This window comes from Nocardioides sediminis (assembly GCF_003047295.1).
Lineage (GTDB): Bacteria > Actinomycetota > Actinomycetes > Propionibacteriales > Nocardioidaceae > Nocardioides > Nocardioides sediminis.
Genome location: NZ_PZYZ01000011.1, coordinates 20,276 through 41,872 on the forward strand (window position 1 = coordinate 20,276; position 21,597 = coordinate 41,872).

Genomic DNA, 21,597 nt, shown 5'->3' on the forward strand with positions numbered 1-21,597 from the left:
TTCCATGACCACCCCTCTCCTCATCCTGTCCGGCGCCGGGCTGCCCGCCTCGATCTGGGACGCGGTCCGCGCACGCCTCGATGCCGAGTCGCGCGTGGTCCCGTCACCCGGCCGCGACGGCACGCTCGCGTCGTACGCCGAGGCGGCCCTGCGGGCCGCGGACGGCTGGCCCCGCGTCCACCTGGTCGCCCACTCGCTCGGCGGCACCGTCGCGTCCGCCGTGGTGTCCGCCGAGCCGTCCCGCGTGGCGCGGCTGACCGGGGTGGCGGCCGTCGTGCCGGCCGCAGGGGCCTCCTTCACCGGCGCCCTGCCGTTCCCGAACCGGCTCGTGATGGGTGCGGTGGTGCGGGTGCTGGGCACCCGGCCCCCGGCGTCGGCCCTGCGTGCCATGTGCGCCGGGCTCTCCGACGAGGACACCGAGCGCGTCGTCGGCGGCTTCGCCCCCGAGGGCCGGCGGGTCTACCTCGACCGCACTCCCCCGCGCGCCTGGCCGCAGCAGGCGTCGTACGTCGTCACGACCCGCGACGACCAGTTCCCGCGGACGCTGCAGGAGCGGTACGCCGCGGAGCTGGGCGCGGACGTCCGCACCATCGACACGGGACACCTGCCCATGCTCGAGCGGCCCGACGAGCTCGCCGCGCTGCTGGCTCAGGCGTCGTAGTCGACGACCACCCGCGCGCTGGTCGGGTGGGACTGGCAGGTGAGCACGTAGCCGCGCTCGACCTCCTCGGGCTCGAGGGCGTAGTTGACGTCCATCGCCACGCTGCCCTCGACCACCTTGGCCCGGCAGGTGCCGCAGACGCCGCCCTTGCACGCGAAGGGCACGTCGGAGCGGACGGCCTGGGCGGCCTCGAGGACCGACGGTCCGTCCGGGCGCAGGGCCAGGTCGGTGCTGCGGCCGTCGAGGCGCACGGTCACCGCGGCGGCGCCGTCCTCCACGTCGGAGAGCTCGGCCACCGGGGCGCGGACGACGGGCTCGGCGTGGAACAGCTCCGTGTGCACGGCAGTGCTCGGGACCCCGGCCTCGCGCAGCGCCTCGGCCAGCCCCACCACCATCTGCTGGGGGCCGCACAGGAACCACGCGTCGACGCCGGCGACGGGCACCAGCGCGTCGACGATCGCCCTCAGCCGCTCGCCGTCGAGGCGTCCGGAGAGCAGCTCGACCTCGGTCGCCTCGCGGGAGAGCACGTGGAGGAGCTGCAGCCGGGGCCCGTAGCGGTCCTTGAGGTCGGCGACCTCGTCGAGGAACATCACCGAGCGGTGGGTGCGGTTGGCGTAGACCAGCGTGACGAACGACGCCGGCTCCTCCTCGAGGATCGCGGCGACGATCGACAGCACCGGCGTGATGCCCGAGCCCGCCGCGACGGCGACGTAGGTGCGCTGCGCCGACGGGTCGGGGACGTGCGTGAAGCGGCCCGCCGGGGTCATCACGTCCAGCTCGTCACCGACGGCGAGCTTGCCCACGACCAGGTCGCTGAAGCCGCCGCCCGGGAGGCGCTTCACGCCGATGCGCAGGATGCCGGCGCTCGGCGGCACGCAGATCGAGTAGCTGCGCCGCTGGCCGTCCTCCCCGCGGATGGTCAGGTGCTGGCCGGGCGTGAACGCGTAGGCGTCGCGCAGGTCGTCGGGCACGTCGAGGGTGATCGCGACCGCGTCGTCGGTGAGCGGGTCGACGGCCGCGACCCGCAGGGAGTGGAACTCCATCAGAGGACCTTGAAGTGGTCGAAGGGCTCGCGGCAGCGACGGCACACCCACAGCGACTTGCAGGCGGTGGACCCGAACCGGCTGGACTCCCGGGTGTCCGGCGAGCCGCACTGCGGGCAGCGGACCGACAGCGTCAGCCCCACCGGGGCCCGGCGGCGCTCCTCCTCGGTGGGCGGCGGGGCGACGCCGTACTCCTCGAGCCTGGCCCGGCCGCGCGCGGTGATCTGGTCGGTGGACCAGGGGGGCGAGAGCACGAACTCGACGGTGACGTGCCGGTAGCCCTCGGCCGTGAGCGCGTCGATGAGGTCGGTGCGGATGGTCTCCATCGCCGGGCAGCCGGAGTAGGTCGGCGTGACCTGCACGTGCACCCGGCCCTGGTCGTCCTCGGTGACGTCGCGCAGGATCCCGAGGTCCTCGATGGTGACGACCGGCAGCTCGGGGTCGACGACGCCGGAGGCGACGTGCCAGGCGCGGGTGTCGCGGTGGGCGTCGATGTCGTGGGTGTCGGTCATCACCAGGTCGCCCCCGGGTGCGAGCGGGTGAGGTGCTGCATCTCGGCGAGCATCCGGCCGAGGTGCTCGGTGTGCAGGCCGGCGCGCCCGCCGGGCACCCGCGGCGGCACGTCCGGGACCGCCAGCGTCGCCGCCCGTACGACGTCCTCGAGACGCCGCAGGACCGGCTCGCGCAGGCTCGAGGGAGCCACCGCCACGCCGTCGGCGACCAGGGCGGGGTCGAGGTGGGACTCGTCGAAGAGCTCCTCGACCCAGGGCCACTCCGCGTCCAGGGCCGCCTGCATGCGCGCGTGCGACTCCTCGGTGCCGTCCCCGAGGCGCAGCACCCACTGGCGGGCGTGGTCGTGGTGGTAGGCGACCTCCTTGGCGGCCTTGGCGGCGATGGCCGCCAGGGTCGGGTCGGTGCTGCGCTGCAGCGCGGCGTACAGCTCGGACTGCCAGGTCGAGAGGACCAGCAGCCGCGCCATCGCGACCCCGAAGTCCTCCTGCGGCCGCTCGACGAGCTTGACGTTGCGGAAGTCGCGCTCGTCGCGCCAGTAGGCGAGGTCGTCCTCGTCGCGGCCGGCGCCCTCGATCTCGCCCGCGTGCGAGAGCAGCGAGCGGGCCTGGCCGAGCAGGTCGAGGCCGATGTTGGCGAGCGCGAGGTCCTCCTCGAGCTGCGGGGCGCGGCTGATCCACCAGCCCATCCGCTGGGCGGAGACCAGTGCGTCGTCGGCGAGGCCGAGGACGTAGTCGACGTGGGAGCCGGTCAGAGCGGGGTCCCTGCGGGCTTGTTCGTCGGAGGAGCGCAGCGGAGGAGACGAAGAAGGTCGTGGGGTGCTCATAGGTGCTCGACCCCCTCGGGCACGTCGTAGAACGTGGGGTGGCGGTAGATCTTGTCAGCGGCCGGGTCGAAGAACGCGTCCCGCTCCTCCGGGCTCGAAGCCGTGATCGCGGCGGCCGGGACGACCCACAGCGAGACGCCCTCCTGGCGACGGGTGTAGACGTCGCGGGCGTTGCGCAGCGCCATCTCGGCGTCGGGGGCGTGCAGGGACCCGACGTGGACGTGGTTGAGGCCGCGGCGCGAGCGCACGAAGACCTCCCACAGGGGCTCGCGAGGGGTGCTCATGCCACGTGCTCCTGCTCGTGCTTGGCGGCGTAGGCGGCGGCGGCCCCGCGGACCCAGGCGCCGTCCTCGTGGGCCCTGACCCGGTGCGCCATCCGCTCCTTGTTGCACGGACCGTTGCCCTTGATGACCTCGAAGAGCTCGGTGAAGTCGATGGGGCCGTGGTCGTAGTGGCCGCGCTCCTCGTTCCACCTCAGGTCGGGGTCGGGGAGGGTCAGGCCGAGGACCTCGGCCTGCGGGACGGTCATGTCGATGAACCGCTGGCGCAGCTCGTCGTTGGAGAACCGCTTGATCCCCCAGGCCATCGACTTCGCCGAGTTGGGCGAGTCGTCGTCCGGCGGTCCGAACATCATCAGGCTCGGCCACCAGTAGCGGTCGACCGCGTCCTGCGCCATCGCCTTCTGGGCCGGCGTGCCGTGGGAGAGGGTGTGCAGGATCTCGAAGCCCTGGCGCTGGTGGAACGACTCCTCCTTGCACACCCGCACCATGGCCCGCGCGTAGGGACCGAAGGAGCAGCGGCACAGCGGGACCTGGTTGACGATGGCCGCACCGTCCACCAGCCAGCCGATGGCGCCCATGTCGGCCCAGGTCAGCGTCGGGTAGTTGAAGATCGAGGAGTACTTCTGCCGCCCGTCGTGGAGCTGGTCGAGCAGGTCGGCCCGGTCCACGCCCAGCGTCTCCGCGGCGGCGTACAGGTAGAGGCCGTGGCCGGCCTCGTCCTGGACCTTGGCCATCAGGATGCCCTTGCGGCGCAGGCTGGGCGCGCGCGAGATCCAGTTGCCCTCGGGCTGCATGCCGATGATCTCGGAGTGCGCGTGCTGGGCGATCTGCCGCACCAGCGTCCGGCGGTAGGCCTCGGGCATCTCGTCGCGGGGCTCGACCCGCCCGCCCTCGGCCAGCACCGCGAGGAAGGACGCGGGCTCGGGCGGGGCGTCACCCGGCCCTGCGGAGGGGGCGGGCCGGGGGCCGTCGGGCGCGGTGAAGTCGTTGCCGTACACGTGACCGAATCTAGCACCGATGTGACACCGATGCGCACTCGTGACGATCCGGTGTCACACCGTGGGTAGTCCGTGCCGTTCCGACCCCCACACCCCTCGGAGCGGGGTCCGTCCGTCACGGACTACCGTGCGCAGGGTGAGCCACTCCCCCTCCGCCGACGTCTCCGTCCGCATCGCCTGGGCCGACGACGCCGAGGCCGTCGCGGCCGTCCAGGTCCGCGCCTGGCAGGAGATGTACGCCGGGGTGGTGCCCGCCGGGGCGCTGCCCATCGACCCGGCGGCACTCGTCCCCGCCTGGCGCCAGTCACTGGCGCGGCCGACCGACGCCCGCCACCGCGTGCTGGTCGCCCTCGAGCGCAACCGGGTGGTCGGCTTCGCGCTCACCGGCCCCGCGGAGGACCCCGACTGCGACCCGGTCGCCGACGGTGCGCTGGCCGAGATGACTCTCGACCCCGCCGAGCGGGGCAAGGGCCACGGCTCCCGGCTGCTGCAGGCCGCCGTCGACACGCTGGTCGCCGACCGGTTCACCCGGGCGGTCACCTGGCTGCTGGCCAGCGACGACGACCAGCGCCGCTTCCTCACCGAGGCCGGCTGGGCGGCCGACGGGGCGCATCGCGAGCTCGACCTCGACGGGTCGGGACGGACCACGGTCAAGCAGGTGCGGCTGCACACCGCCATCGGCTAGCCCCGCACCGTCACCGGCAGTCCAGTCCACCCGTAGGGGTGGCTTGCTTTCCACCAGCCGCGGCGCATCATGGAGGTCCGGTCCGCGGAGTCCGCGGATCGATCCACCTGGGGGTGCTGCGTTGTTCGGTCCGTTGCCCGTGCTGCACAAGATCGTCCTCGTGGCCGGAGCCGTCGCCGTCTGGATCGGCCTCGGCGCCTGGTCCGGCGCCATGCCGCACATCCCGGTGACGCTCGGTCCGGGCATCGTGCTCGGCACGGTCGCCGGCGTCGTCACGGCGTACGTCCTCCTGCACGACTTCCACCGTCGCCCGCGGATGTCCACGGAGTGCGAGCGCCGCCGGCCCCGCTGACCGGGCTCCCTACGCTGGGACGCATGCCCCACGCGTCCCTGCCACCCGCGCAGCGCCGCACGATCCTCGGCGAGGGCGTGGCCGTCGGGGTCGCCACCGGCGCCTACGGCATCAGCTTCGGAGCGGTTTCCGTCGCGGCCGGCCTCAGCGTCCTCCAGACCTGCGCACTGTCGCTACTGGTCTTCACCGGCGCATCCCAGTTCGCCCTGGTCGGGGTCGTCGCGGCGGGCGGGGCCCCGATCAGCGGGGCGTTGACCGCGATCCTGCTGGGCAGCCGCAACGCCCTCTACGGCCTGCGGATGGCGCACCTGCTCGACTTCCACGGCTGGCGGCGCGCCGCCGCCGCGCACGTCCTCATCGACGAGTCGACGGCGATGGCGGTCAACCGGCCGACCACGGCCGAGGCACGGCTGGGCTTCCTGACGACCGGGATCGCGGTCTTCGTCCTGTGGAACCTCGCCACCCTGGCCGGCGCGCTGGCGGGCACGGCGCTCGGCGACCCGCGCACCTACGGCCTCGACGCGGCGGTGGGCGCGGCCTTCCTGGCGCTGCTGTGGCCGCGGCTGGCCGACCGGCGGCACCAGGTCGTGGCCGTCCTGGCCGCAGCCGTCGCGCTCGGCCTGGTCCCGCTGACGGCGGCCGGCGTCCCTGTCCTGGCCGCCGCGGGCGTGGCCCTCCTGGCCGGGCTGCTCACGGGCAGGAGGACGGCGGCCTGATGTGGACAGCGATCCTGGTGGCCGCCCTCGGCTGCTACGCCCTCAAGCTCGCCGGGCTCTCCCTCCCCCCGCGGGTGCTCGCCCACCCCGTCGTCGCGCGGGTGGCCGACCTCATCCCCGTCGCGCTCCTCGCGGCCCTGGTCGCCGTGCAGGTGTGGTCGGAGGGCGGGACGCTGACCATGGACGCCAGGACCGCGGGCCTCGGCTTCGCCGTCGTCGCCCTGCTCCTGCGGGCGCCGTTCCTCGTGGTGGTGGTCGGCGCCGCACTGACCGCGGCGCTGCTGCGCCTCCTCTAGCGCTCAGGCGATGGTCGCGGCCAGGTCCTGGGCGGCAGAGCGCAGGATCGGCACGGCCTCGGCCAGCAGCTCGTCGGTCATCCGGGGAGCGGGCCCGGAGATCGACAGCCCCATCTGCACGGCACTGCCCGGGAGGCGTACGGCGAGGCACCGCACACCCACCTCCTGCTCCCCCTCGTCGAGGGCGTAGCCGCGCTCACGCACCTCGTCGAGCTGGGCGAGGAACTCCTCGACGTCGGTGATGGTGCTGGAGGTGTGCCGGGGAAGCCCGGTGCGGGCGAGCAACGCCCGGACCTCGTCCTCGGTCGCCACCGACAGGACCGCCTTGCCCACAGCCGTGCAGTGCGGGTGCACCCGCCGTCCGACCTCGGTGAACATCCGCATCGAGTGCCTGCCGGGCACCTGCGCGACGTAGGCGACGCGGTCGCCGTCGAGCATGGCCAGGTTGGCGGTCTCGCCGAGGGCGTCGACCACCCGGGCCAGCACGCGCTCCGTGCCGGCGCCCACCATCGAGGAGGCGGAGGCGCCGAGCGGCACGAGCCGGAAGCCGAGGGCGTAGCGGCGGTCGGGCGCCTGGCGCATGTAGCCGCGGTCGACGAGCGTGCGCAGCAGCCGGTGGGCCGTCGGCAGGGGGATCCCGGTCAGGGCCGCGATCTCGCCGATCGTGAGGGTGCCGCCGCGCGCGGCGACGACCTCCAGGACGTCGAGCGCGCGGTGCACCGACTGCACCCCTCCAGGGGTGTCCCCCGACGACTCCGACCGTGGTGCCATGGAACTCCTCCTCGTGACGCGTCCGGGCCGGTGACGCTTGACACACCGGACGCCCACTCCATAGTTTCCATTATCGACCACCAATGTTTCCACAATGCGGAATCTCGGAGCAAGGGTCTCTCGGGGTTCCCTCGCAAGGGAGTGGCATGACCGACCGCGTCCAGACCGGCGGCCTCAGCGTCGCCGCCAGCCTCCACCGCTTCGTCGAGGAGGAGGCCCTGCCCGGCACGGGCCTCGACTCCCAGGCCTTCTGGGAAGGGGCGTCGGCGATCGTGCACGACCTGGCGCCTCGCAACCGCGAACTCCTCGCGCGCCGCGACGACCTCCAGTCGCGCCTCGACAACTGGCACCGCGAGCACCCCGGCAAGCCCGACCCCGAGACCTACGAAGCCTTCCTCCGCGAGATCGGCTACCTGCTCGACGAGCCGGCCGAGGTGGCCGTCACCACCACCGGCGTCGACGACGAGATCGCCACCATCGCCGGTCCCCAGCTCGTCGTCCCGCTCCTCAACGCGCGGTTCGCGACCAACGCCGTCAACGCCCGGTGGGGCTCGCTCTACGACGCCCTCTACGGCACCGACGTCGTGCCCCGCGAGGGCGAGCTGGCCCCCGGTGACGGCTACAACAGGGCCCGCGGCGACGAGGTCATCGCCCGCGGCCGGGCGTTCCTGGACGAGCACTTCCCCCTCGCCTCGGACTCCCACAGCGACGCCACGTCGTACGCCGTGGACGACACGGGGCTGGCCGTGACCGTCAAGGACGACGTCGTGCGGCTCGCCGACCCGGCGCAGCTCGTCGGCTTCCGCGGCGCCGCCGACTCCCCCGAGGCCGTGCTGCTGGTGCACCACGGCCTGCACGTCGAGATCCAGGTCGACCCGCAGGACGCGATCGGCTCGACCGACAAGGCCGGGGTCAAGGACCTCCTGCTCGAGTCGGCGGTCTCCACGATCATGGACCTCGAGGACTCCGTGGCCGCGGTCGACGCCGAGGACAAGGTGCTCGGCTACCGCAACTGGCTGCACCTCAACGAGGGCACCCTCGCCGAGGAGGTCACCAAGGGCGGCAAGACCTTCACCCGGTCGATGAACCCCGACCGCACCTACTCCACGACCGCGGGCGAGGACGTCACGCTGCGTGGGCGCTCGCTGCTCTTCATCCGCCAGGTCGGGCACCTGATGACCACCGACTCCGTGCTCGACCGGGACGGCCGCGAGGTGCCCGAGGGCATCCTCGACGCGATCATGACCGCCCTCGGCAGCCTCCGGGACGTGCGCGGACAGTCGACGCTGGCCAACTCCCGCACCGGCTCGATGTACGTCGTGAAGCCCAAGATGCACGGCCCCGACGAGGTGGCCTTCGCGGTCGAGCTGTTCGGCCGCGTCGAGGAGCTCCTCGGGCTGCCCCACCTGACCATCAAGGTCGGGATCATGGACGAGGAGCGGCGTACGTCGCTCAACCTCAAGGCCTGCATCAACGAGGCCCGCGAGCGGGTGGTCTTCATCAACACCGGCTTCCTCGACCGCACCGGCGACGAGATCCACACCTCGATGCTGGCCGGCCCCGTCGTGCGCAAGAACGACATGAAGGGCGAGACCTGGATCAAGGCCTACGAGGACCTCAACGTCGACATCGGGCTCGAGTGCGGCCTGCTCGGACGCGCCCAGATCGGCAAGGGCATGTGGGCGGCGCCCGACAGCCTCGCCGCCATGTACGACGCCAAGATCGGGCACCCGCAGGCCGGCGCCAGCTGCGCCTGGGTGCCCTCCCCCACGGCGGCCACCGTGCACGCCCTGCACTACCACCAGGTCGACGTGCACGCCCGGCAGGAGGAGCTGCGCGAGGGCGGGCGGCGGCGGGACCGCACCGAGCTGCTCCAGGTGCCGCTCGGCGACCCCGCCGACTGGTCCGAGGAGGACCGGGCGGCCGAGATCGAGAACAACCTGCAGAGCCTCCTGGGGTACGTCGTCCGCTGGGTCGACGCCGGAGTGGGCTGCTCCAAGGTGCCCGACATCACCGGCGAGCCGCTCATGGAAGACCGGGCCACGTGCCGGATCTCCGCGCAGCACGTCGCCAACTGGCTCCACCACGGCGTGGTGACCCGCGAGCAGGTCGACGAGACGCTGCGCCGGATGGCCGCCGTCGTCGACGGGCAGAACGCCGGCGACCCGTCGTACGTCCCCATGGCGCCGGACTTCGACGGTGACGCGTTCGCCGCCGCCCGCGCCCTGGTGCTCGAGGGGCTCGAGCAGCCCAGCGGCTACACCGAGCCGATCCTGCACCTCCGCCGTGCCCACCGGAAGACCGCCCTCACGGCGTCCGCAGAGAGGACCCCCGCGTGACCACCCTGGACCTGGAGACCGCCCGCACGATCATCGCCGGGGCGCGTGCCCACGGGAGCTCGGCGGGCCTCAAGCCGCTGACCGTGGTCGTGCTCGACGCCGGCGGCCACGTCGTCGCCGTCGAGCGTGAGGACGGCTCGTCGATGAAGCGCTTCGAGATCGGCTTCGGCAAGGCCTACGGCGCCCTCTCCCTCGGGATGGGGTCGCGCTCGATCATGGGGCGCGCCGAGCAGCAGGCCTACTTCGTCGCGGCCGTCACCTCGGCAGTCGGCGGGACGCTCGTGCCCGTGCCGGGCGGCGTCCTCGTCCGCAACGACGGTGGCGACCTCGTCGGCGCGGTGGGCATCACCGGGGACACCTCCGACAACGACGAGGCCGCCGCGGTCGCAGGGATCACCGCTGCCGGGCTCACGCCGCAGGTCGACTGAGGCACATGATGGCCACACCATCTGACAGCGGTGCGCGCGTCGAGGCCGTCGCCGACGTCGCGCGCCGGCTGCTCCCGGACGACTGCGTGATCACCGACCGGACCCGGCTGCGCACCTACGAGTGCGACGGGCTCGCGCACTACCGCGTGACGCCCGCCCTGGTGGTCATCCCCCGGGACGCCGCGCAGCTGGCCGGGCTCGTCCGCGCCTGCGCGGAGCACGCGGTGCCCTTCGTGGCCCGCGGCTCCGGCACCGGGCTCTCCGGCGGGGCGTTGCCGCACGCCGAGGGCGTGCTGATCGTGACCTCGCAGATGCGCGCCATCCGCGAGGTACGTCGCGAGGACCAGCGGGCGGTCGTCGAGCCCGGCGTGATCAACCTCGACGTCACCCGCGCCGCGACGCCCCACGGCTACTACTACGCGCCCGACCCGTCGAGCCAGCAGATCTGCTCGATCGGCGGCAACGTCGCGGAGAACTCCGGCGGCGCCCACTGCCTCAAGTACGGGTTCACCACCAACCACGTGCTCGGCGCCGACTTCGTGACGCCGGACGGCGACGTCGTGACCCTCGGCGGCGCGGCACCCGACTCCCCCGGCTACGACCTGCTGGGCGCGGTGGTCGGCTCCGAGGGCACCCTGGGCATCGTCACCTCCACCACGGTCCGACTGGTGCGACTGCCGGAGGAGGTGCGCACGATCCTCGTCGGCTTCGGTTCCACCGACCAGGCGGGTGCGGCCACGTCGGCGATCATCGCGGCCGGCATCGTGCCCGCGGCGATCGAGATGATGGACGCGCTGGCCATCGAGGCCGCCGAGGCGGCCGTGCACTGCAACTACCCCGACGGCGCCGGTGCCGTGCTCGTCATCGAGCTCGACGGGGCCGCGGTCGAGGTCGAGGAGGAGTACGCCGAGGTCCAGCGGTTGTGCGACGACCACGGCGCCTTCGAGCAGCGCCTGGCCACCGACCCGGCCGAGCGGGCCCTCATCTGGAAGGGCCGCAAGTCCGCCTTCGCGGCGGTGGGCCGGATCAGCCCCGACTACATCGTGCAGGACGGGGTCATCCCTCGCACCGCGCTGCCGGAGGTGCTCAGCGCGATCGCCGAGCTCTCCGGCTCCTCGGGCGTGCGGGTGGCCAACGTGTTCCACGCGGGCGACGGCAACCTCCACCCCCTGGTCCTGTTCGACGACGCGGTCGAGGGCGCGGGCGAGGCGGCCGAGCGCGTCAGCGGCGCGATCCTCGACCTCTGCATCGAGCACGGCGGCTCGATCACCGGCGAGCACGGCGTCGGCATGGACAAGTCGAAGTACATGCCGCGCATGTACACCGACGAGGACCTCGACACCATGCAGCTGGTGCGGTGCGCCTTCGACCCCCAGAACATCTCCAACCCCGGCAAGGTGTTCCCCACCCCCCGGCTCTGCGGGGAGGTGCCCGGACGACACAAGGGCGCGCACCCCCTGCAGCAGGCCGGCCTCGCGGAGGTCTTCTGATGACGACGCACACCCTCGACAGCACCGCGCGCGAGGCCGTGGCCTCGGCCTGCGCCCACGTCGACGACCCCCAGGAGGCCGACGCCGTCGACGGCGTGCCGTCGGGCCTCGTGGCCCGTCCCGCCGACACCGACCAGGTCGCCGAGGTGATGCGGGCCTGCGCCGCGCACGGGCTCTCGGTGGTGCCGCGCGGCCGCGGCACCAAGCTGTCCTGGGGCACGCCTCCCCGCAGCGTCGACGTGCTGCTCGACCTCTCCGGCCTCGACAAGGTCCTGGACCACGCGGCGGGTGACCTCATCCTGGCCGCCCAGGCCGGTGCGCCGGTCGCCGACGTGCAGCGGACGGCGGGCGAGGGCGGGCAGCGCCTGGCCCTCGACGAGACCGTCCCCGGGTCGACGGTCGGCGGGGTGCTCGGCGCCAACACCAGCGGTCCCCGCCGCACCGCCACCGGCACGGCCCGCGACCTGCTGATCGGGATCACGATGGTGCGCGCGGACGGCGTCGTCGCCAAGGCCGGCGGCCGGGTGGTCAAGAACGTGGCGGGCTACGACCTCGGCAAGCTGCTGATCGGCTCCGGTGGGACCCTCGGCGTGATCACCGACGCCACCTTCCGGCTCCACCCGGTCCCCGCGGCCCACCGCTGGGTCGTCGTCGCGGTCGACTCCCCCGCCCAGGCCCTCGCCCTCGCGCAGGAGGTCGTGCACTCGCAGGTCGTCCCGGCGGCCGTGGAGGTCGACTGGGCGCACGGCGCCGGCTCGCTCAGCGTCCTCGTGGAGGGCCGCGCCGACGGCGTCGCCGGCCGGGTCGAGGCGGTCCGTGGCCTGCTCGGACCTGCCGCGACCGAGACCGGGGACGAGCCGGCCGACGGTGCGGCGTACCCCTGGGACGTCACGGCCACCGGCGACCGTCGCAGCACCGCGCTCAAGCTGACCTGCGTGCTGTCCGGCGTCGCCGACATCCTCGCGGCGGCCGACCGGTCCGGCGTCGCCGTGCGCGGGTCCGCGGGCTCCGGCGTCCTCTACGGCGCGCTGCCGCCCGACACCCCGGTCGACGACGTGCGCGCGGCGCTCGACCGGCTGCGGCAGGCCTGCGCGAGCAACGGCGGCACCGCCGTCGTCGTCGACGCGCCCGCCGCCGTCAAGGCGGCCATCGACGTGTGGGGACCCGTCCCCGCGCTCGAGCTGATGCGCCGCGTCAAGGACCAGTTCGATCCCGACCACCGGCTGTCGCCGGGACGCTTCGTGGGAGGCATCTGATGAGCACGACCGAGCACGACACCGACGGCACCCTGGGTGAGATGGGCGGCGTCGTCGAGCCCGTCGACCTCGGCATGCCCGCACCCGGCGGCGCCTTCGACGAGCACCACCCGCCCGACGCCGCCCTGATCGGCGACTGCGTGCACTGCGGGTTCTGCCTGCCGACCTGCCCGACCTATGTGCTGTGGGGCGAGGAGATGGACTCGCCCCGCGGCCGCATCTACCTGATGAAGGAGGGCCTGGAGGGCGAGCCGATGACCGACGCGATGGTCGGCCACTTCGACGCCTGCCTGGGCTGCATGGCCTGCGTGACCGCGTGCCCGTCCGGCGTGCAGTACGACACGCTCATCGAGCAGACGCGCGCCCAGGTCGAGCGCCGCCACGAGCGCTCGCCGCAGGACAAGGCGCTGCGCGGCCTCATCTTCGCCCTCTTCCCGCACCCCCGCCGGCTCCGCCTGCTGCGCGGCCCGCTGCGCGCCATGCAGGCCACCGGGCTCGACCGGGCGCTGCGACGTACCGGCTTGCTCGACCGGCTCTCGCCCCAGCTGGCGGCCATGGAGAGCCTGGCGCCTCGGCTCGGCCGTCCCGAGCCCCTGCCCGAGCGCATCGAGGCGACCGGGACCCGCCGGATGACGGTCGGGCTGCTCACCGGCTGCGTCCAGGGGGCGTTCTTCCCCGGCGTCAACTCCGCCACCGCGCGGGTGCTGCGCGCCGAGGGCTGCGACGTCGTCGTCCCGCGAGCGCAGGGCTGCTGCGGCGCCCTGTCGGTGCACAACGGCCGCGAGGAGGAGGCGCGCGGCTACGCCCGGGCACTCGTCGACGCCTTCGAGTCCTCGGGTGTCGAGCGCGTGGTCGTCAACGCGGCCGGGTGCGGCTCGTCGATGAAGGAGTACGCCGAGCTGCTCGCCGACGACCCGGCGTACGCCGAGCGGGCGCGGGAGTTCGCCGGCAAGGTCCGCGACATCTCCGAGATCCTCGACGAGCTCGGTCCGGTGGCACCCCGCCACCCGCTCGAGATGACCATCGCCTACCACGACGCCTGCCACCTCGCGCACGCCCAGGGCGTGCGTGCGGAGCCCCGTCGGCTCCTCGAGGCGATCCCCGGCCTCCACCTGCGGGAGATCCCCGAGGGCGACCTCTGCTGCGGGTCGGCCGGCATCTACAACATCACCAACCCCGAGCCCGCGCGCGAGCTCGGGGACCGCAAGGCGCAGAACATCGTCTCCACCGGCGCCCAGGTGCTGGTCACCGCCAACCCCGGGTGCCTGATGCAGGTGACCTCGGCGATCGAGCGTCTGACCACTGCCCAGGGCGGGCAGCCGATGGGCATGGCCCACACGATCGAGGTGCTCGACGCGTCCATCCGGGGGGTGCCGGCGACCACGTTCACGACTGCCTGACCCCATCCCCCTCACCACTCGGGAGACCCCGTGTTCCAGCAGAACCTCTCACCGGTCGGCGACTCGCTGGCCCTCTCCGCCCTGTGCGCGACCCTTCCCCTCCTGACCCTGTTCGTGCTCCTCGGTGGCCTGCGCATGAAGGCGTGGGTCGCCGGCCTGATCTCCCTCGGCGTCTCCCTGGCCGTCGCGGTCGTCCTCTTCGGCATGCCCGTCGGCCAGGCGCTCCTCGCCGGCACCGAGGGCGCCGCGTTCGGGTTCTTCCCGATCCTGTGGATCGTGATCAACGCGATCTGGGTCTACAACCTCACCGTCGCCTCCGGTCACTTCGACGTGCTGCGGCGGTCGTTCGAGAAGGTCAGCCCTGACCAGCGGATCCAGGCGATGATCATCGCCTTCTGCTTCGGCGCGCTGCTCGAGGCGCTGGCCGGCTTCGGCACCCCGGTGGCCATCACCGTGGTGATGCTGATGGCGCTCGGGTTCCGCCCGATCAAGGCCGCGGTGGTCGCCCTGATCGCCAACACCGCCCCCGTCGCGTTCGGCGCGCTGGCCACCCCCATCGTCACCCTCGCCGCCGTGTCCTCCGGAGCCAGCGACGACCCCCGGCTGACCGTCGAGACCCTCGGCGCCATGGTCGGCCGGCAGACGCCGATCCTGGCCGTCATCGTCCCGCTGGTGCTGGTCCTCGTGGTCGACGGCCGTCGCGGCGTGCGCCAGACCTGGCTGCCCGCCCTCGTCTGTGGCGCGGCCTTCGGCCTCGCCCAGTTCGTCGCCGCCAACTACATCTCCGTGCCGCTCGCCGACATCGTCGCCGCCCTCGTGGCCGCTGCCGCCGTCGTGCTCCTGCTGCGCGTGTGGACGCCGTCCGAGGTGCTCACCGCCGAGCGGGCCGGCGCCGAGGAGGACGAGCTCGAGCGTGCCGGGAGCTCCGCCTCCGGCCGTCGCCAGCCGCACGGCGTCTCCACGTCGGTGACCTCCTCGACGGGCCGCGCCGCGACCCCCGGCTCGGGCTCCGGAGCCGGCGCCGGCTCCGCCTCGGACGACACCCCGGTGCACGACAGCACCTCGGAGGTCGTCAAGGCCTACGCGCCGTACGGCGTCATCATCGCGATCTTCTCCATCGTCAACATCCCGGCGATCAAGGAGTTCTTCGCCGACGAGCCGTACACCTACTCCTTCTCCTGGCCCGGCCTCGAGGTCCTCAACCCCGCCGGCGAGCCGGTGGCGACGACGACGTTCGCGTTCAACTGGCTGCCCGCCGCGGGCACCCTGATGATCCTGGCCGGCATCATCACCATGCTGATCCTCAAGGTGAGCCCGGCCGACGGCCTGCGCACCTACGGCCGCACCTACGTCGAGCTGAAGTCCGCGATCATCACGGTCATGGCGGTGCTGGCGCTGGCCTACGTGATGAACCTGTCCGGCCAGACCGGCTCGCTGGGCGCCTGGCTGGCCGGCACGGGCGCCGCCTTCGCGCTGCTGTCGCCGATCCTGGGGTGGCTGGGCGTGGCCGTGACCGGCTCGGACACCTCCGCCAACGCGCTGTTCGGCGCCCTCCAGGTGCAGACCGCCGCCCGGGCGGGCCTCGACCCGGTGCTGATGGCCGCGGCCAACACCTCGGGCGGCGTGCTGGGCAAGATGGTCAGCCCGCAGAACCTCGCCATCGCGGCGGCCGCCGTCGGCATGGCCGGTCGGGAGGGCGACATCTTCCGCAAGGTCATCGGCTGGAGCCTGGGCCTGCTGCTCCTGATGTGCATCCTGGTCGGCCTCCAGTCCACGGCCGTGCTCAGCTGGATGGTTCCCTGACCGACCCGCACGCGACGAGGGCCTGCACCCATCGGGTGCAGGCCCTCGTCGCGTCGTTCGGGCGTCGCCTCAGCCCAGGTCGAGCACGTGCTCCAGACCGACGGTGAGGCCGGGGCGGTCGCCGATCGCGCGCAGCCCGGTCAGCACCCCGGGGGTGAAGGACGCCCGGTGCAGCGAGTCGTGCCGGATGGTGAGGGTCTCCCCCAGCCCGCCCAGCACGACCTCCTGGTGGGCGACGAGGCCGCGGATGCGCAGCCCGTGGACGCGGACCCCCTCGACATCGGCGCCGCGGGCGCCCTCCAGACCGCTCGAGGTGGCGTCGGGCATCGGCGCGCTGCCGGCCTCGCGCCGGGCAGCGGCGATGAGCTCCGCCGTACGCCGCGCGGTCCCGGACGGCGCGTCGGCCTTGTCGGGGTGGTGCAGCTCGACGACCTCGACGGACTCGAAGAACGGCGCCGCTTGAGCGGCGAAGCGCATCATCAGGATCGCTCCGATGGAGAAGTTGGGCGCGATGAGCACGCCGGAGCGCGGCTCGGCGCCCAGCCAGTCGCGCAGCTGCTGCAGCCGCGCATCGTCGAAGCCGGTGGTGCCGACGACGGCGTCGATGCCGTGCTCGATGCAGAAGCGCAGGTTGTCCATGACCACGTCGGGGTGGGTGAAGTCGACGACCGCCTGCGCGCCGGACTCGACCAGGGCGCGGACGTCGTCCCCGGCGTCGACCTCGGCGACCAGCTCCATGTCGGCGGCCTCCCGGACCGCCGTGCAGACCTCCGCGCCGACCTTGCCGCGCGCACCCAGGACACCGACCGCCAACAGCTCGCTCACGGGCCCCAACCTAGCGTCGATCCCCGTCCGGTGAGTGGCGGTGGCTGACTCGTGAACCTGCTAGTGGCAGGCTGTCACCCATGCCGATGCAGACGATCCCGCCGCGCATCCGTTGGGCGGTCGAGCTGATGGACGTCCAACCCAACGACCAGGTCCTCGAGATCGGGTGCGGCCCCGGTGCCGGGGCCGAGCTGATCTGCAGCAAGCTGGAGACCGGGAAGCTCTTCGCCATCGACCGCTCCGAGTCCGGCGTCGACCGCACCAAGCGCCGCAACCAGAAGTACGTCGACGCCGGTCGTCTCACCGTGCGGCAGATCGACCTGGCCACCCTGCGCGTGCCGGTCAAGCGACTCACCAAGGTCTTCGCCTTCAACGTCAACCTCTTCTGGGTGCGCAACTGCGACGACGAGGTGGCGCTGCTGCACGAGCGCGTGGTCCCCGGTGGCGCCGTCTACCTCTTCTACGAGGCCGCCCGCTCCGAGCTGGTGCCCAACATCGTCAAGAAGACCTCCGAGGCCCTGACCCGGGCCGGCTTCCGCGTCTCGGTCGTGGAGCAGAAGGCGCCCGCGGTCATCGGGATCATCGGCAAGCGCTGACGCCCGGCGGTCAGCGCGGGCCGACGACCGCGAGCACCTCGGGCTGCGAGAAGAGCTCGGCCGCGACCTCGCGGACCTCCTCGAGGGTGACGGCGTCGATGCGCGCGATCACCTGGTCGATCGCGAGCAGCTCGTCGCGCATCAGCTCCACCTTGCCGATCCGCGACATCCGGGAGCTGGAGTCCTCGAGGCCCAGCACGAGCCCGCCGCGGAGCTGGCCCTTGCCGCGCTCGAGCTCCTCGGCGGTGATGCCGTCGGCGGCCACCTTGGCCAGCTCGCCGCGGACCGTGGCGAGCACGTCGTCGACCTTGCCGGGCAGGCAGCCGACCGAGACGCCCACGAGGCCGGCGTCGGCGTGATGGCTGGCGAAGGAGTAGACCGAGTAGGCCAGCCCGCGGTGCTCGCGGACCTCCTGGAACAGCCGCGACGACGTACCGCCGCCGAGGGCGGTGTTGAGGATGCCCAGGGCGTAGCGGCGCTCGTCGGTGCGGGTGATGCCCTTGGCGCCCAGGACGATGTTGACCTGCTCGAACGGCCGCGTGGTGCGGGACTCGCCCGCGGTGACCGGTCGCGCCTTGTCGGTGATCCGTGCGGCCGCGGGGGCGCCCTCGCCGTCCAGGAAGCCCTGGCGGGCGAACGCCTTCTTGACCTGCCGTACGAGGCTCGCGTGGTCGACGCTGCCGGCCGCCGCGATGACCATCCGCCCGGGCCGGTAGTGCCGTCGGTAGAAGCGGTGGACCTGGTCGCGCGACATCGCCGTGATCGAGTCGTGGGTGCCGGCGATCGGCCGGCCGAGCGGGGTGTCGCCCCACGCCTGGTGGGCGAAGAGGTTGTGGACGACGTCGTCGGGGTCGTCGTCGTGCATGGCGATCTCGTCGAGGATCACGTCGCGCTCGGCCTCGACGTCGGCGGTGCTGATCAGCGAGTCGGTGATCATGTCGCCCAGCACGTCGATGGCCATGGGCAGGTCGTCGTCGAGGACACGCGCGTGGAAGCAGGTGTACTCCTTGGCGGTGAAGGCGTTGAACTCGCCGCCCACCGCGTCGAGGGCCACCGAGATGTCGAGGGCGGTGCGCTCCCGGGTGCCCTTGAAGAGGAGGTGCTCGAGGAAGTGCGAGCAGCCGTGCAGGGCGGGCGTCTCGTCGCGCGAGCCGACGCCGACCCAGACCCCGATCGAGGCGGACCGGGCCCCGGCCATCTGCTCGGTGACGATGCGCAGCCCGCTGGGCAGGACGGTGCGCCGGACGCGGGAGGTCACCTGGCCGTCGGCGTCCTTGACCGTCTGAAGGGTGCGGGTGGTGCCGGGCTTCTGCACGAGGGGTTGCCTTTCACAGGGAGAAATGCCGCGACCGGCCGGCAGGTGGCTGCCGGCCGGTCGCGGGTGGTGCTCAGGTCACTCGGAGTCGGTGGCCTCGTCGGACGCCTCGGCGTCGGAGGAGGACTCCTCCACCACGGGGACGAGCGAGAGCTTGCCGCGGTCGTCGATCTCGCCGATCTCGACCTGGACCTTCTGGCCCACCGAGAGGACGTCCTCGACGGCCTCGACGCGCTTGCCGCCGGCGAGGGCACGCAGCTTGCTGATGTGCAGCAGGCCGTCCTTGCCGGGCATGAGCGAGACGAAGGCGCCGAAGTTGGTCGTCTTGACGACGGTGCCGAGGTAGCGCTCACCGACCTCGGGCATGGTCGGGTTGGCGATCGCGTTGACGGCGTTCTTGGCCGCCTCGGCAGCCTCGCCGTTGGTCGCGCCGATGTAGACCGTGCCGTCGTCCTCGATCGACAGGGTCGCGCCCGTGTCGTCCTGGATCTGGTTGATGATCTTGCCCTTGGGGCCGATGACCTCGCCGATCTTGTCGACGGGCACCTTGATCGTGATGATCCGCGGGGCGTGGACCGACATCTCCTCGGGGGTGTCGATGGCCTCGCCCATGACGTCGAGGATCGCCAGACGGGCGTCGCGGGCCTGGGTCAGCGCCGCGGCGAGGACCTCGGCCGGGATGCCGTCGAGCTTGGTGTCGAGCTGCAGCGCGGTGACGAACTCCCGGGTGCCGGCGACCTTGAAGTCCATGTCGCCGAAGGCGTCCTCGGCGCCGAGGATGTCGGTCAGCGCGACGTACTGCGTCTCGCCGTCGACCTCGCCGGAGATGAGGCCCATCGCGATGCCCGCGACGGGCGCCTTGAGGGGCACGCCGGCCTGGAGCAGCGAGAGGGTCGACGCGCAGACCGAGCCCATCGAGGTCGAGCCGTTGGAGCCCATGGCCTCGGAGAGCTGGCGGATGGCGTAGGGGAACTCCTCGCGGCTGGGCAGCACGGGCAGCAGCGCGCGACGCGCGAGCGCGCCGTGGCCGACCTCGCGGCGCTTGGGCGAGCCCACGCGACCGGTCTCGCCGGTGGAGAACGGCGGGAAGACGTACTTGTGCATGTAACGGCGGTGCTTCTCCGGGGAGAGCGTGTCGAGCTGCTGCTCCATCTTGAGCATGTCGAGGGTGGTGACGCCCAGGATCTGGGTCTCGCCACGCTCGAAGAGCGACGAGCCGTGCACCCGCGGGATGACACCGACCTCGGCGTGCAGCGGACGGATGTCGGCGAGGCCGCGACCGTCGATGCGGACCTTGTCGCGCAGCACGCGCTCGCGGACCAGCGACTTGTTGAGCGAGCGGAACGCCGCGCCGATCTCCTTCTCGCGGCCCTCGAACTGGCCGGCGAGCTTGTCGAGCAGGGCGCCCTTGATCTCGTCGACCTTGAGCTCGCGCTCCTGCTTGTCGCCGATGGTCATCGCGGCGGCGGTGTCGTCCTTGGCGGCCGCCTCGACGGCGGCGTAGACGTCGTCCTCGTAGTCGAGGAAGACCGGGAAGTCCTGCACCGGCTTGGCCGACTCGCGGGCCAGCTCGGCCTGGGCCTCGACGAGCTGCTTGATGAAGGGCTTCGCGGCGTCGAGGCCGCCGGCCACGACCTCCTCGGTCGGCGCCTGGGCGCCGCCCTGCACGAGCGCGATGGTCTCCTCGGTGGCCTCGGCCTCGACCATCATGATGGCGACGTCACCGGTGTCGGTGACGCGACCGGCGACGACCATGTCGAAGACCGCGTCCTCGAGCTGCGAGTGCGTCGGGAACGCGACCCACTGGCCCTCGATGAGCGCCACCCGGACGCCACCGACCGGGCCGGAGAACGGCAGGCCGGAGAGCTGGGTCGACAGCGACGCGGCGTTGATGGCCAGCACGTCGTAGGGCATGTTCGGGTCGAGCGCCATGACGGTGATGACGACCTGGACCTCGTTGCGCAGGCCCTTCTTGAAGGTCGGGCGCAGCGGGCGGTCGATGAGGCGGCAGGTGAGGATCGCGTCCTCGCCCGGGCGGCCCTCGGACCGGAAGAAGGAGCCGGGGATCTGGCCCACGGCGTACATCCGCTCCTCGACGTCGATCGTGAGCGGGAAGAAGTCGAAGTGGTCCTTCGGCGTCTTGCCGGCGGTGGTCGCCGAGAGCAGCATGGTCTCGTCGTCCAGGTAGGCCGTGACCGAGCCGGCCGCCTGGCGGGCCAGCAGGCCGGTCTCGAACTTGACGGTGCGCTGTCCGAACTTGCCGTTGTCCAGAACGGTCTCGACAGCAGAAATGATGGGGCCCTCGTTCAAAGGGGTTCCCTTTCTCTTCGCGGAGCTAGCCGCGGAACGCCCGAACAGCTCGTCGATCGAGCATGTTGGCCGGTCTTCGATCGAGGCCCACGGGCCGCGGGTGTCCGCGAGGTGTCCGGGAGCCACTACCGAGGACCGATCCGACGTTCCGGGCCACTCCTGGTGGTGTGTTGAGTTGAGTTGTCGGGTGGCCCGCGAGGGCCGAGGTCGAGCCTAACGGAACGGCCCCCGAACCAGCAGGAGCGGCTCCCCGTCACGGGGAACCGCTCCTGGTGTGGTCAGCGACGCAGGCCGAGGCGCTCGACGATCGAGCGGTAGCGCTCGATGTCGGTCTTCTGCAGGTAGTTGAGCAGACGACGGCGCTGGCCGACGAGCAGCAGCAGGCCACGACGGCTGTGGTGGTCGTGCTTGTGCTGCTTGAGGTGCTCGGTGAGGTGGCTGATGCGGTAGCTCAGCAGCGCGACCTGCACCTCGGGCGAACCGGTGTCGCCCTCGGTCGTGGCGTACTCGGCGATGATCTTCTTCTTGGTCTCCGCGTCGGTACCGATCGACATGCGGGGCTCCTTCCGGTCTCGTTGCGCGGCGCCCGGGGCAGGATGCCCGGAGCTCTCTGGATCCGCGGCCGTCATGACGGCAGGTCCCACCGTGGGTGGGCAACCGGACGAGGTTAGCAACGGCGGAGCCCGGGCCCCAAAA

22 protein-coding genes are annotated in these 21,597 nt (G+C 72.6%); 12 read left to right on the forward strand and 10 right to left on the reverse strand.

The features are described 5' to 3' along the window. The first annotated feature begins 4 nt into the window (after window positions 1–4). Window positions 5–661 carry an alpha/beta fold hydrolase gene (locus DAI17_RS19480; protein ID WP_107774906.1) on the forward strand — a complete coding sequence of 219 codons (657 nt, stop codon included), beginning with the start codon at window positions 5–7 and terminating at the stop codon, window positions 659–661. On the opposite strand, the gene paaE is transcribed toward DAI17_RS19480, so the two are convergent. The 5 genes from paaE to paaA are packed head-to-tail and all read right to left on the reverse strand — an operon-like array spanning window position 649 to window position 4,319. Continuing rightward, window positions 649–1,704, reverse strand: coding sequence for a 1,2-phenylacetyl-CoA epoxidase subunit PaaE (gene paaE, locus DAI17_RS19485; RefSeq protein ID WP_107774907.1), 1,056 nt, complete (start codon window positions 1,702–1,704; stop codon window positions 649–651). The genes DAI17_RS19480 and paaE overlap by 13 nt on opposite strands. Beyond that, a complete protein-coding gene (gene paaD, locus DAI17_RS19490; protein WP_107774908.1) occupies window positions 1,704–2,216 on the reverse strand; it encodes a 1,2-phenylacetyl-CoA epoxidase subunit PaaD in 513 nt (170 codons plus the stop codon). The genes paaE and paaD overlap by 1 nt, the downstream gene beginning before the upstream one ends. Continuing rightward, window positions 2,216–3,040 (reverse strand): 1,2-phenylacetyl-CoA epoxidase subunit PaaC, encoded by an 825-nt coding sequence (gene paaC, locus DAI17_RS19495; protein WP_107774909.1) that lies wholly within the window; start codon window positions 3,038–3,040, stop codon window positions 2,216–2,218. The genes paaD and paaC overlap by 1 nt, the downstream gene beginning before the upstream one ends. After that, the gene (paaB, locus tag DAI17_RS19500; RefSeq protein WP_107774910.1) at window positions 3,037–3,324 is read right to left on the reverse strand and encodes a 1,2-phenylacetyl-CoA epoxidase subunit PaaB; all 288 of its coding nucleotides are present in this window, start codon (window positions 3,322–3,324) and stop codon (window positions 3,037–3,039) included. The genes paaC and paaB overlap by 4 nt, the downstream gene beginning before the upstream one ends. Continuing rightward, the gene (paaA, locus tag DAI17_RS19505; RefSeq protein WP_234412613.1) at window positions 3,321–4,319 is read right to left on the reverse strand and encodes a 1,2-phenylacetyl-CoA epoxidase subunit PaaA; all 999 of its coding nucleotides are present in this window, start codon (window positions 4,317–4,319) and stop codon (window positions 3,321–3,323) included. Before paaA ends, paaB begins: the two co-directional genes overlap by 4 nt. 136 nt (window positions 4,320–4,455) lie before the next feature. Between paaA and DAI17_RS19510 the strand changes: the two genes are divergently transcribed. From DAI17_RS19510 to DAI17_RS19525, 4 genes are all read left to right on the forward strand, one after another. After that, window positions 4,456–5,004: a GNAT family N-acetyltransferase gene (locus DAI17_RS19510; protein WP_234412614.1), complete on the forward strand. Its 549-nt coding sequence runs from the start codon at window positions 4,456–4,458 to the stop codon at window positions 5,002–5,004. Window positions 5,005–5,143: 139 nt separating this feature from the next. Then, window positions 5,144–5,356, forward strand: a complete 213-nt coding sequence (locus DAI17_RS19515) for a hypothetical protein (protein ID WP_107774911.1) — start codon at window positions 5,144–5,146, stop codon at window positions 5,354–5,356. A 23-nt stretch (window positions 5,357–5,379) separates the two neighbouring features. Continuing rightward, window positions 5,380–6,072, forward strand: coding sequence for an AzlC family ABC transporter permease (locus DAI17_RS19520; protein ID WP_107774949.1), 693 nt, complete (start codon window positions 5,380–5,382; stop codon window positions 6,070–6,072). Further along, window positions 6,072–6,368, forward strand: a complete 297-nt coding sequence (locus DAI17_RS19525; protein ID WP_107774912.1) for an AzlD domain-containing protein — start codon at window positions 6,072–6,074, stop codon at window positions 6,366–6,368. Before DAI17_RS19520 ends, DAI17_RS19525 begins: the two co-directional genes overlap by 1 nt. 3 nt (window positions 6,369–6,371) lie before the next feature. On the opposite strand, the gene DAI17_RS19530 is transcribed toward DAI17_RS19525, so the two are convergent. After that, complete coding sequence (locus DAI17_RS19530; RefSeq protein ID WP_107774913.1) at window positions 6,372–7,139, reverse strand: IclR family transcriptional regulator; 768 nt, start codon at window positions 7,137–7,139, stop codon at window positions 6,372–6,374. 146 nt (window positions 7,140–7,285) lie between these two features. Between DAI17_RS19530 and DAI17_RS19535 the strand changes: the two genes are divergently transcribed. Genes DAI17_RS19535 through DAI17_RS19560 form a run of 6 tightly spaced genes read left to right on the forward strand, consistent with a single transcriptional unit; the run spans window position 7,286 to window position 15,855 of the window. Beyond that, a complete protein-coding gene (locus DAI17_RS19535; RefSeq protein WP_107774914.1) occupies window positions 7,286–9,478 on the forward strand; it encodes a malate synthase G in 2,193 nt (730 codons plus the stop codon). Beyond that, a complete protein-coding gene (locus tag DAI17_RS19540) occupies window positions 9,475–9,906 on the forward strand; it encodes a GlcG/HbpS family heme-binding protein (protein WP_107774915.1) in 432 nt (143 codons plus the stop codon). The genes DAI17_RS19535 and DAI17_RS19540 overlap by 4 nt, the downstream gene beginning before the upstream one ends. 8 nt (window positions 9,907–9,914) lie before the next feature. After that, window positions 9,915–11,396 carry an FAD-linked oxidase C-terminal domain-containing protein gene (locus DAI17_RS19545; protein ID WP_107774950.1) on the forward strand — a complete coding sequence of 494 codons (1,482 nt, stop codon included), beginning with the start codon at window positions 9,915–9,917 and terminating at the stop codon, window positions 11,394–11,396. Then, complete coding sequence (locus tag DAI17_RS19550; protein ID WP_107774916.1) at window positions 11,396–12,652, forward strand: FAD-binding oxidoreductase; 1,257 nt, start codon at window positions 11,396–11,398, stop codon at window positions 12,650–12,652. Before DAI17_RS19545 ends, DAI17_RS19550 begins: the two co-directional genes overlap by 1 nt. After that, entirely contained in the window at window positions 12,652–14,052 is a 1,401-nt protein-coding gene (glcF, locus tag DAI17_RS19555; protein ID WP_234412615.1) for a glycolate oxidase subunit GlcF, read from the forward strand. The genes DAI17_RS19550 and glcF overlap by 1 nt, the downstream gene beginning before the upstream one ends. 30 nt (window positions 14,053–14,082) lie before the next feature. Then, the gene (locus tag DAI17_RS19560; protein WP_107774917.1) at window positions 14,083–15,855 is read left to right on the forward strand and encodes an L-lactate permease; all 1,773 of its coding nucleotides are present in this window, start codon (window positions 14,083–14,085) and stop codon (window positions 15,853–15,855) included. A 69-nt stretch (window positions 15,856–15,924) separates the two neighbouring features. On the opposite strand, the gene dapB is transcribed toward DAI17_RS19560, so the two are convergent. Further along, the gene (gene dapB / locus DAI17_RS19565) at window positions 15,925–16,671 is read right to left on the reverse strand and encodes a 4-hydroxy-tetrahydrodipicolinate reductase (RefSeq protein WP_199905226.1); all 747 of its coding nucleotides are present in this window, start codon (window positions 16,669–16,671) and stop codon (window positions 15,925–15,927) included. Between the two features lie 89 nt (window positions 16,672–16,760). On the opposite strand from dapB, the gene DAI17_RS19570 reads away from it, so the two are divergent. After that, on the forward strand, window positions 16,761–17,276 hold the full coding sequence (locus DAI17_RS19570; RefSeq protein WP_107774918.1) for a class I SAM-dependent methyltransferase: 516 nt from the start codon (window positions 16,761–16,763) through the stop codon (window positions 17,274–17,276). 10 nt (window positions 17,277–17,286) lie between these two features. Here the strand turns inward: DAI17_RS19570 and DAI17_RS19575 are convergent, their stop codons facing one another. The 3 genes from DAI17_RS19575 to rpsO form a co-directional block, all read right to left on the reverse strand. Beyond that, on the reverse strand, window positions 17,287–18,591 hold the full coding sequence (locus DAI17_RS19575) for a M16 family metallopeptidase (RefSeq protein ID WP_234412616.1): 1,305 nt from the start codon (window positions 18,589–18,591) through the stop codon (window positions 17,287–17,289). Between the two features lie 78 nt (window positions 18,592–18,669). After that, the gene (locus tag DAI17_RS19580; protein ID WP_199905222.1) at window positions 18,670–20,901 is read right to left on the reverse strand and encodes a polyribonucleotide nucleotidyltransferase; all 2,232 of its coding nucleotides are present in this window, start codon (window positions 20,899–20,901) and stop codon (window positions 18,670–18,672) included. Window positions 20,902–21,179: 278 nt separating this feature from the next. After that, the gene (gene rpsO, locus DAI17_RS19585; protein WP_107774920.1) at window positions 21,180–21,455 is read right to left on the reverse strand and encodes a 30S ribosomal protein S15; all 276 of its coding nucleotides are present in this window, start codon (window positions 21,453–21,455) and stop codon (window positions 21,180–21,182) included. Between the last annotated feature and the right edge of the window lie 142 nt (window positions 21,456–21,597).

What these genes read in the sequence shown, in the direction of transcription:
- paaE (WP_107774907.1), bottom strand. Translation starts at nt 1,704, where the DNA reads ATGGAGTTCCACTCCCTGCGGGTCGCGGCCGTCGACCCGCTCACCGAC.
- DAI17_RS19520 (WP_107774949.1), top strand. Translation starts at nt 5,380, where the DNA reads ATGCCCCACGCGTCCCTGCCACCCGCGCAGCGCCGCACGATCCTCGGC.
- DAI17_RS19550 (WP_107774916.1), top strand. Translation starts at nt 11,396, where the DNA reads ATGACGACGCACACCCTCGACAGCACCGCGCGCGAGGCCGTGGCCTCG.
- DAI17_RS19535 (WP_107774914.1), top strand. Translation starts at nt 7,286, where the DNA reads ATGACCGACCGCGTCCAGACCGGCGGCCTCAGCGTCGCCGCCAGCCTC.
- rpsO (WP_107774920.1), bottom strand. Translation starts at nt 21,455, where the DNA reads ATGTCGATCGGTACCGACGCGGAGACCAAGAAGAAGATCATCGCCGAG.
- glcF (WP_234412615.1), top strand. Translation starts at nt 12,652, where the DNA reads ATGAGCACGACCGAGCACGACACCGACGGCACCCTGGGTGAGATGGGC.
- paaC (WP_107774909.1), bottom strand. Translation starts at nt 3,040, where the DNA reads ATGAGCACCCCACGACCTTCTTCGTCTCCTCCGCTGCGCTCCTCCGAC.
- DAI17_RS19530 (WP_107774913.1), bottom strand. Translation starts at nt 7,139, where the DNA reads ATGGCACCACGGTCGGAGTCGTCGGGGGACACCCCTGGAGGGGTGCAG.
- DAI17_RS19570 (WP_107774918.1), top strand. Translation starts at nt 16,761, where the DNA reads ATGCCGATGCAGACGATCCCGCCGCGCATCCGTTGGGCGGTCGAGCTG.
- DAI17_RS19545 (WP_107774950.1), top strand. Translation starts at nt 9,915, where the DNA reads ATGGCCACACCATCTGACAGCGGTGCGCGCGTCGAGGCCGTCGCCGAC.
- paaD (WP_107774908.1), bottom strand. Translation starts at nt 2,216, where the DNA reads ATGACCGACACCCACGACATCGACGCCCACCGCGACACCCGCGCCTGG.
- DAI17_RS19525 (WP_107774912.1), top strand. Translation starts at nt 6,072, where the DNA reads ATGTGGACAGCGATCCTGGTGGCCGCCCTCGGCTGCTACGCCCTCAAG.
- DAI17_RS19480 (WP_107774906.1), top strand. Translation starts at nt 5, where the DNA reads ATGACCACCCCTCTCCTCATCCTGTCCGGCGCCGGGCTGCCCGCCTCG.
- paaB (WP_107774910.1), bottom strand. Translation starts at nt 3,324, where the DNA reads ATGAGCACCCCTCGCGAGCCCCTGTGGGAGGTCTTCGTGCGCTCGCGC.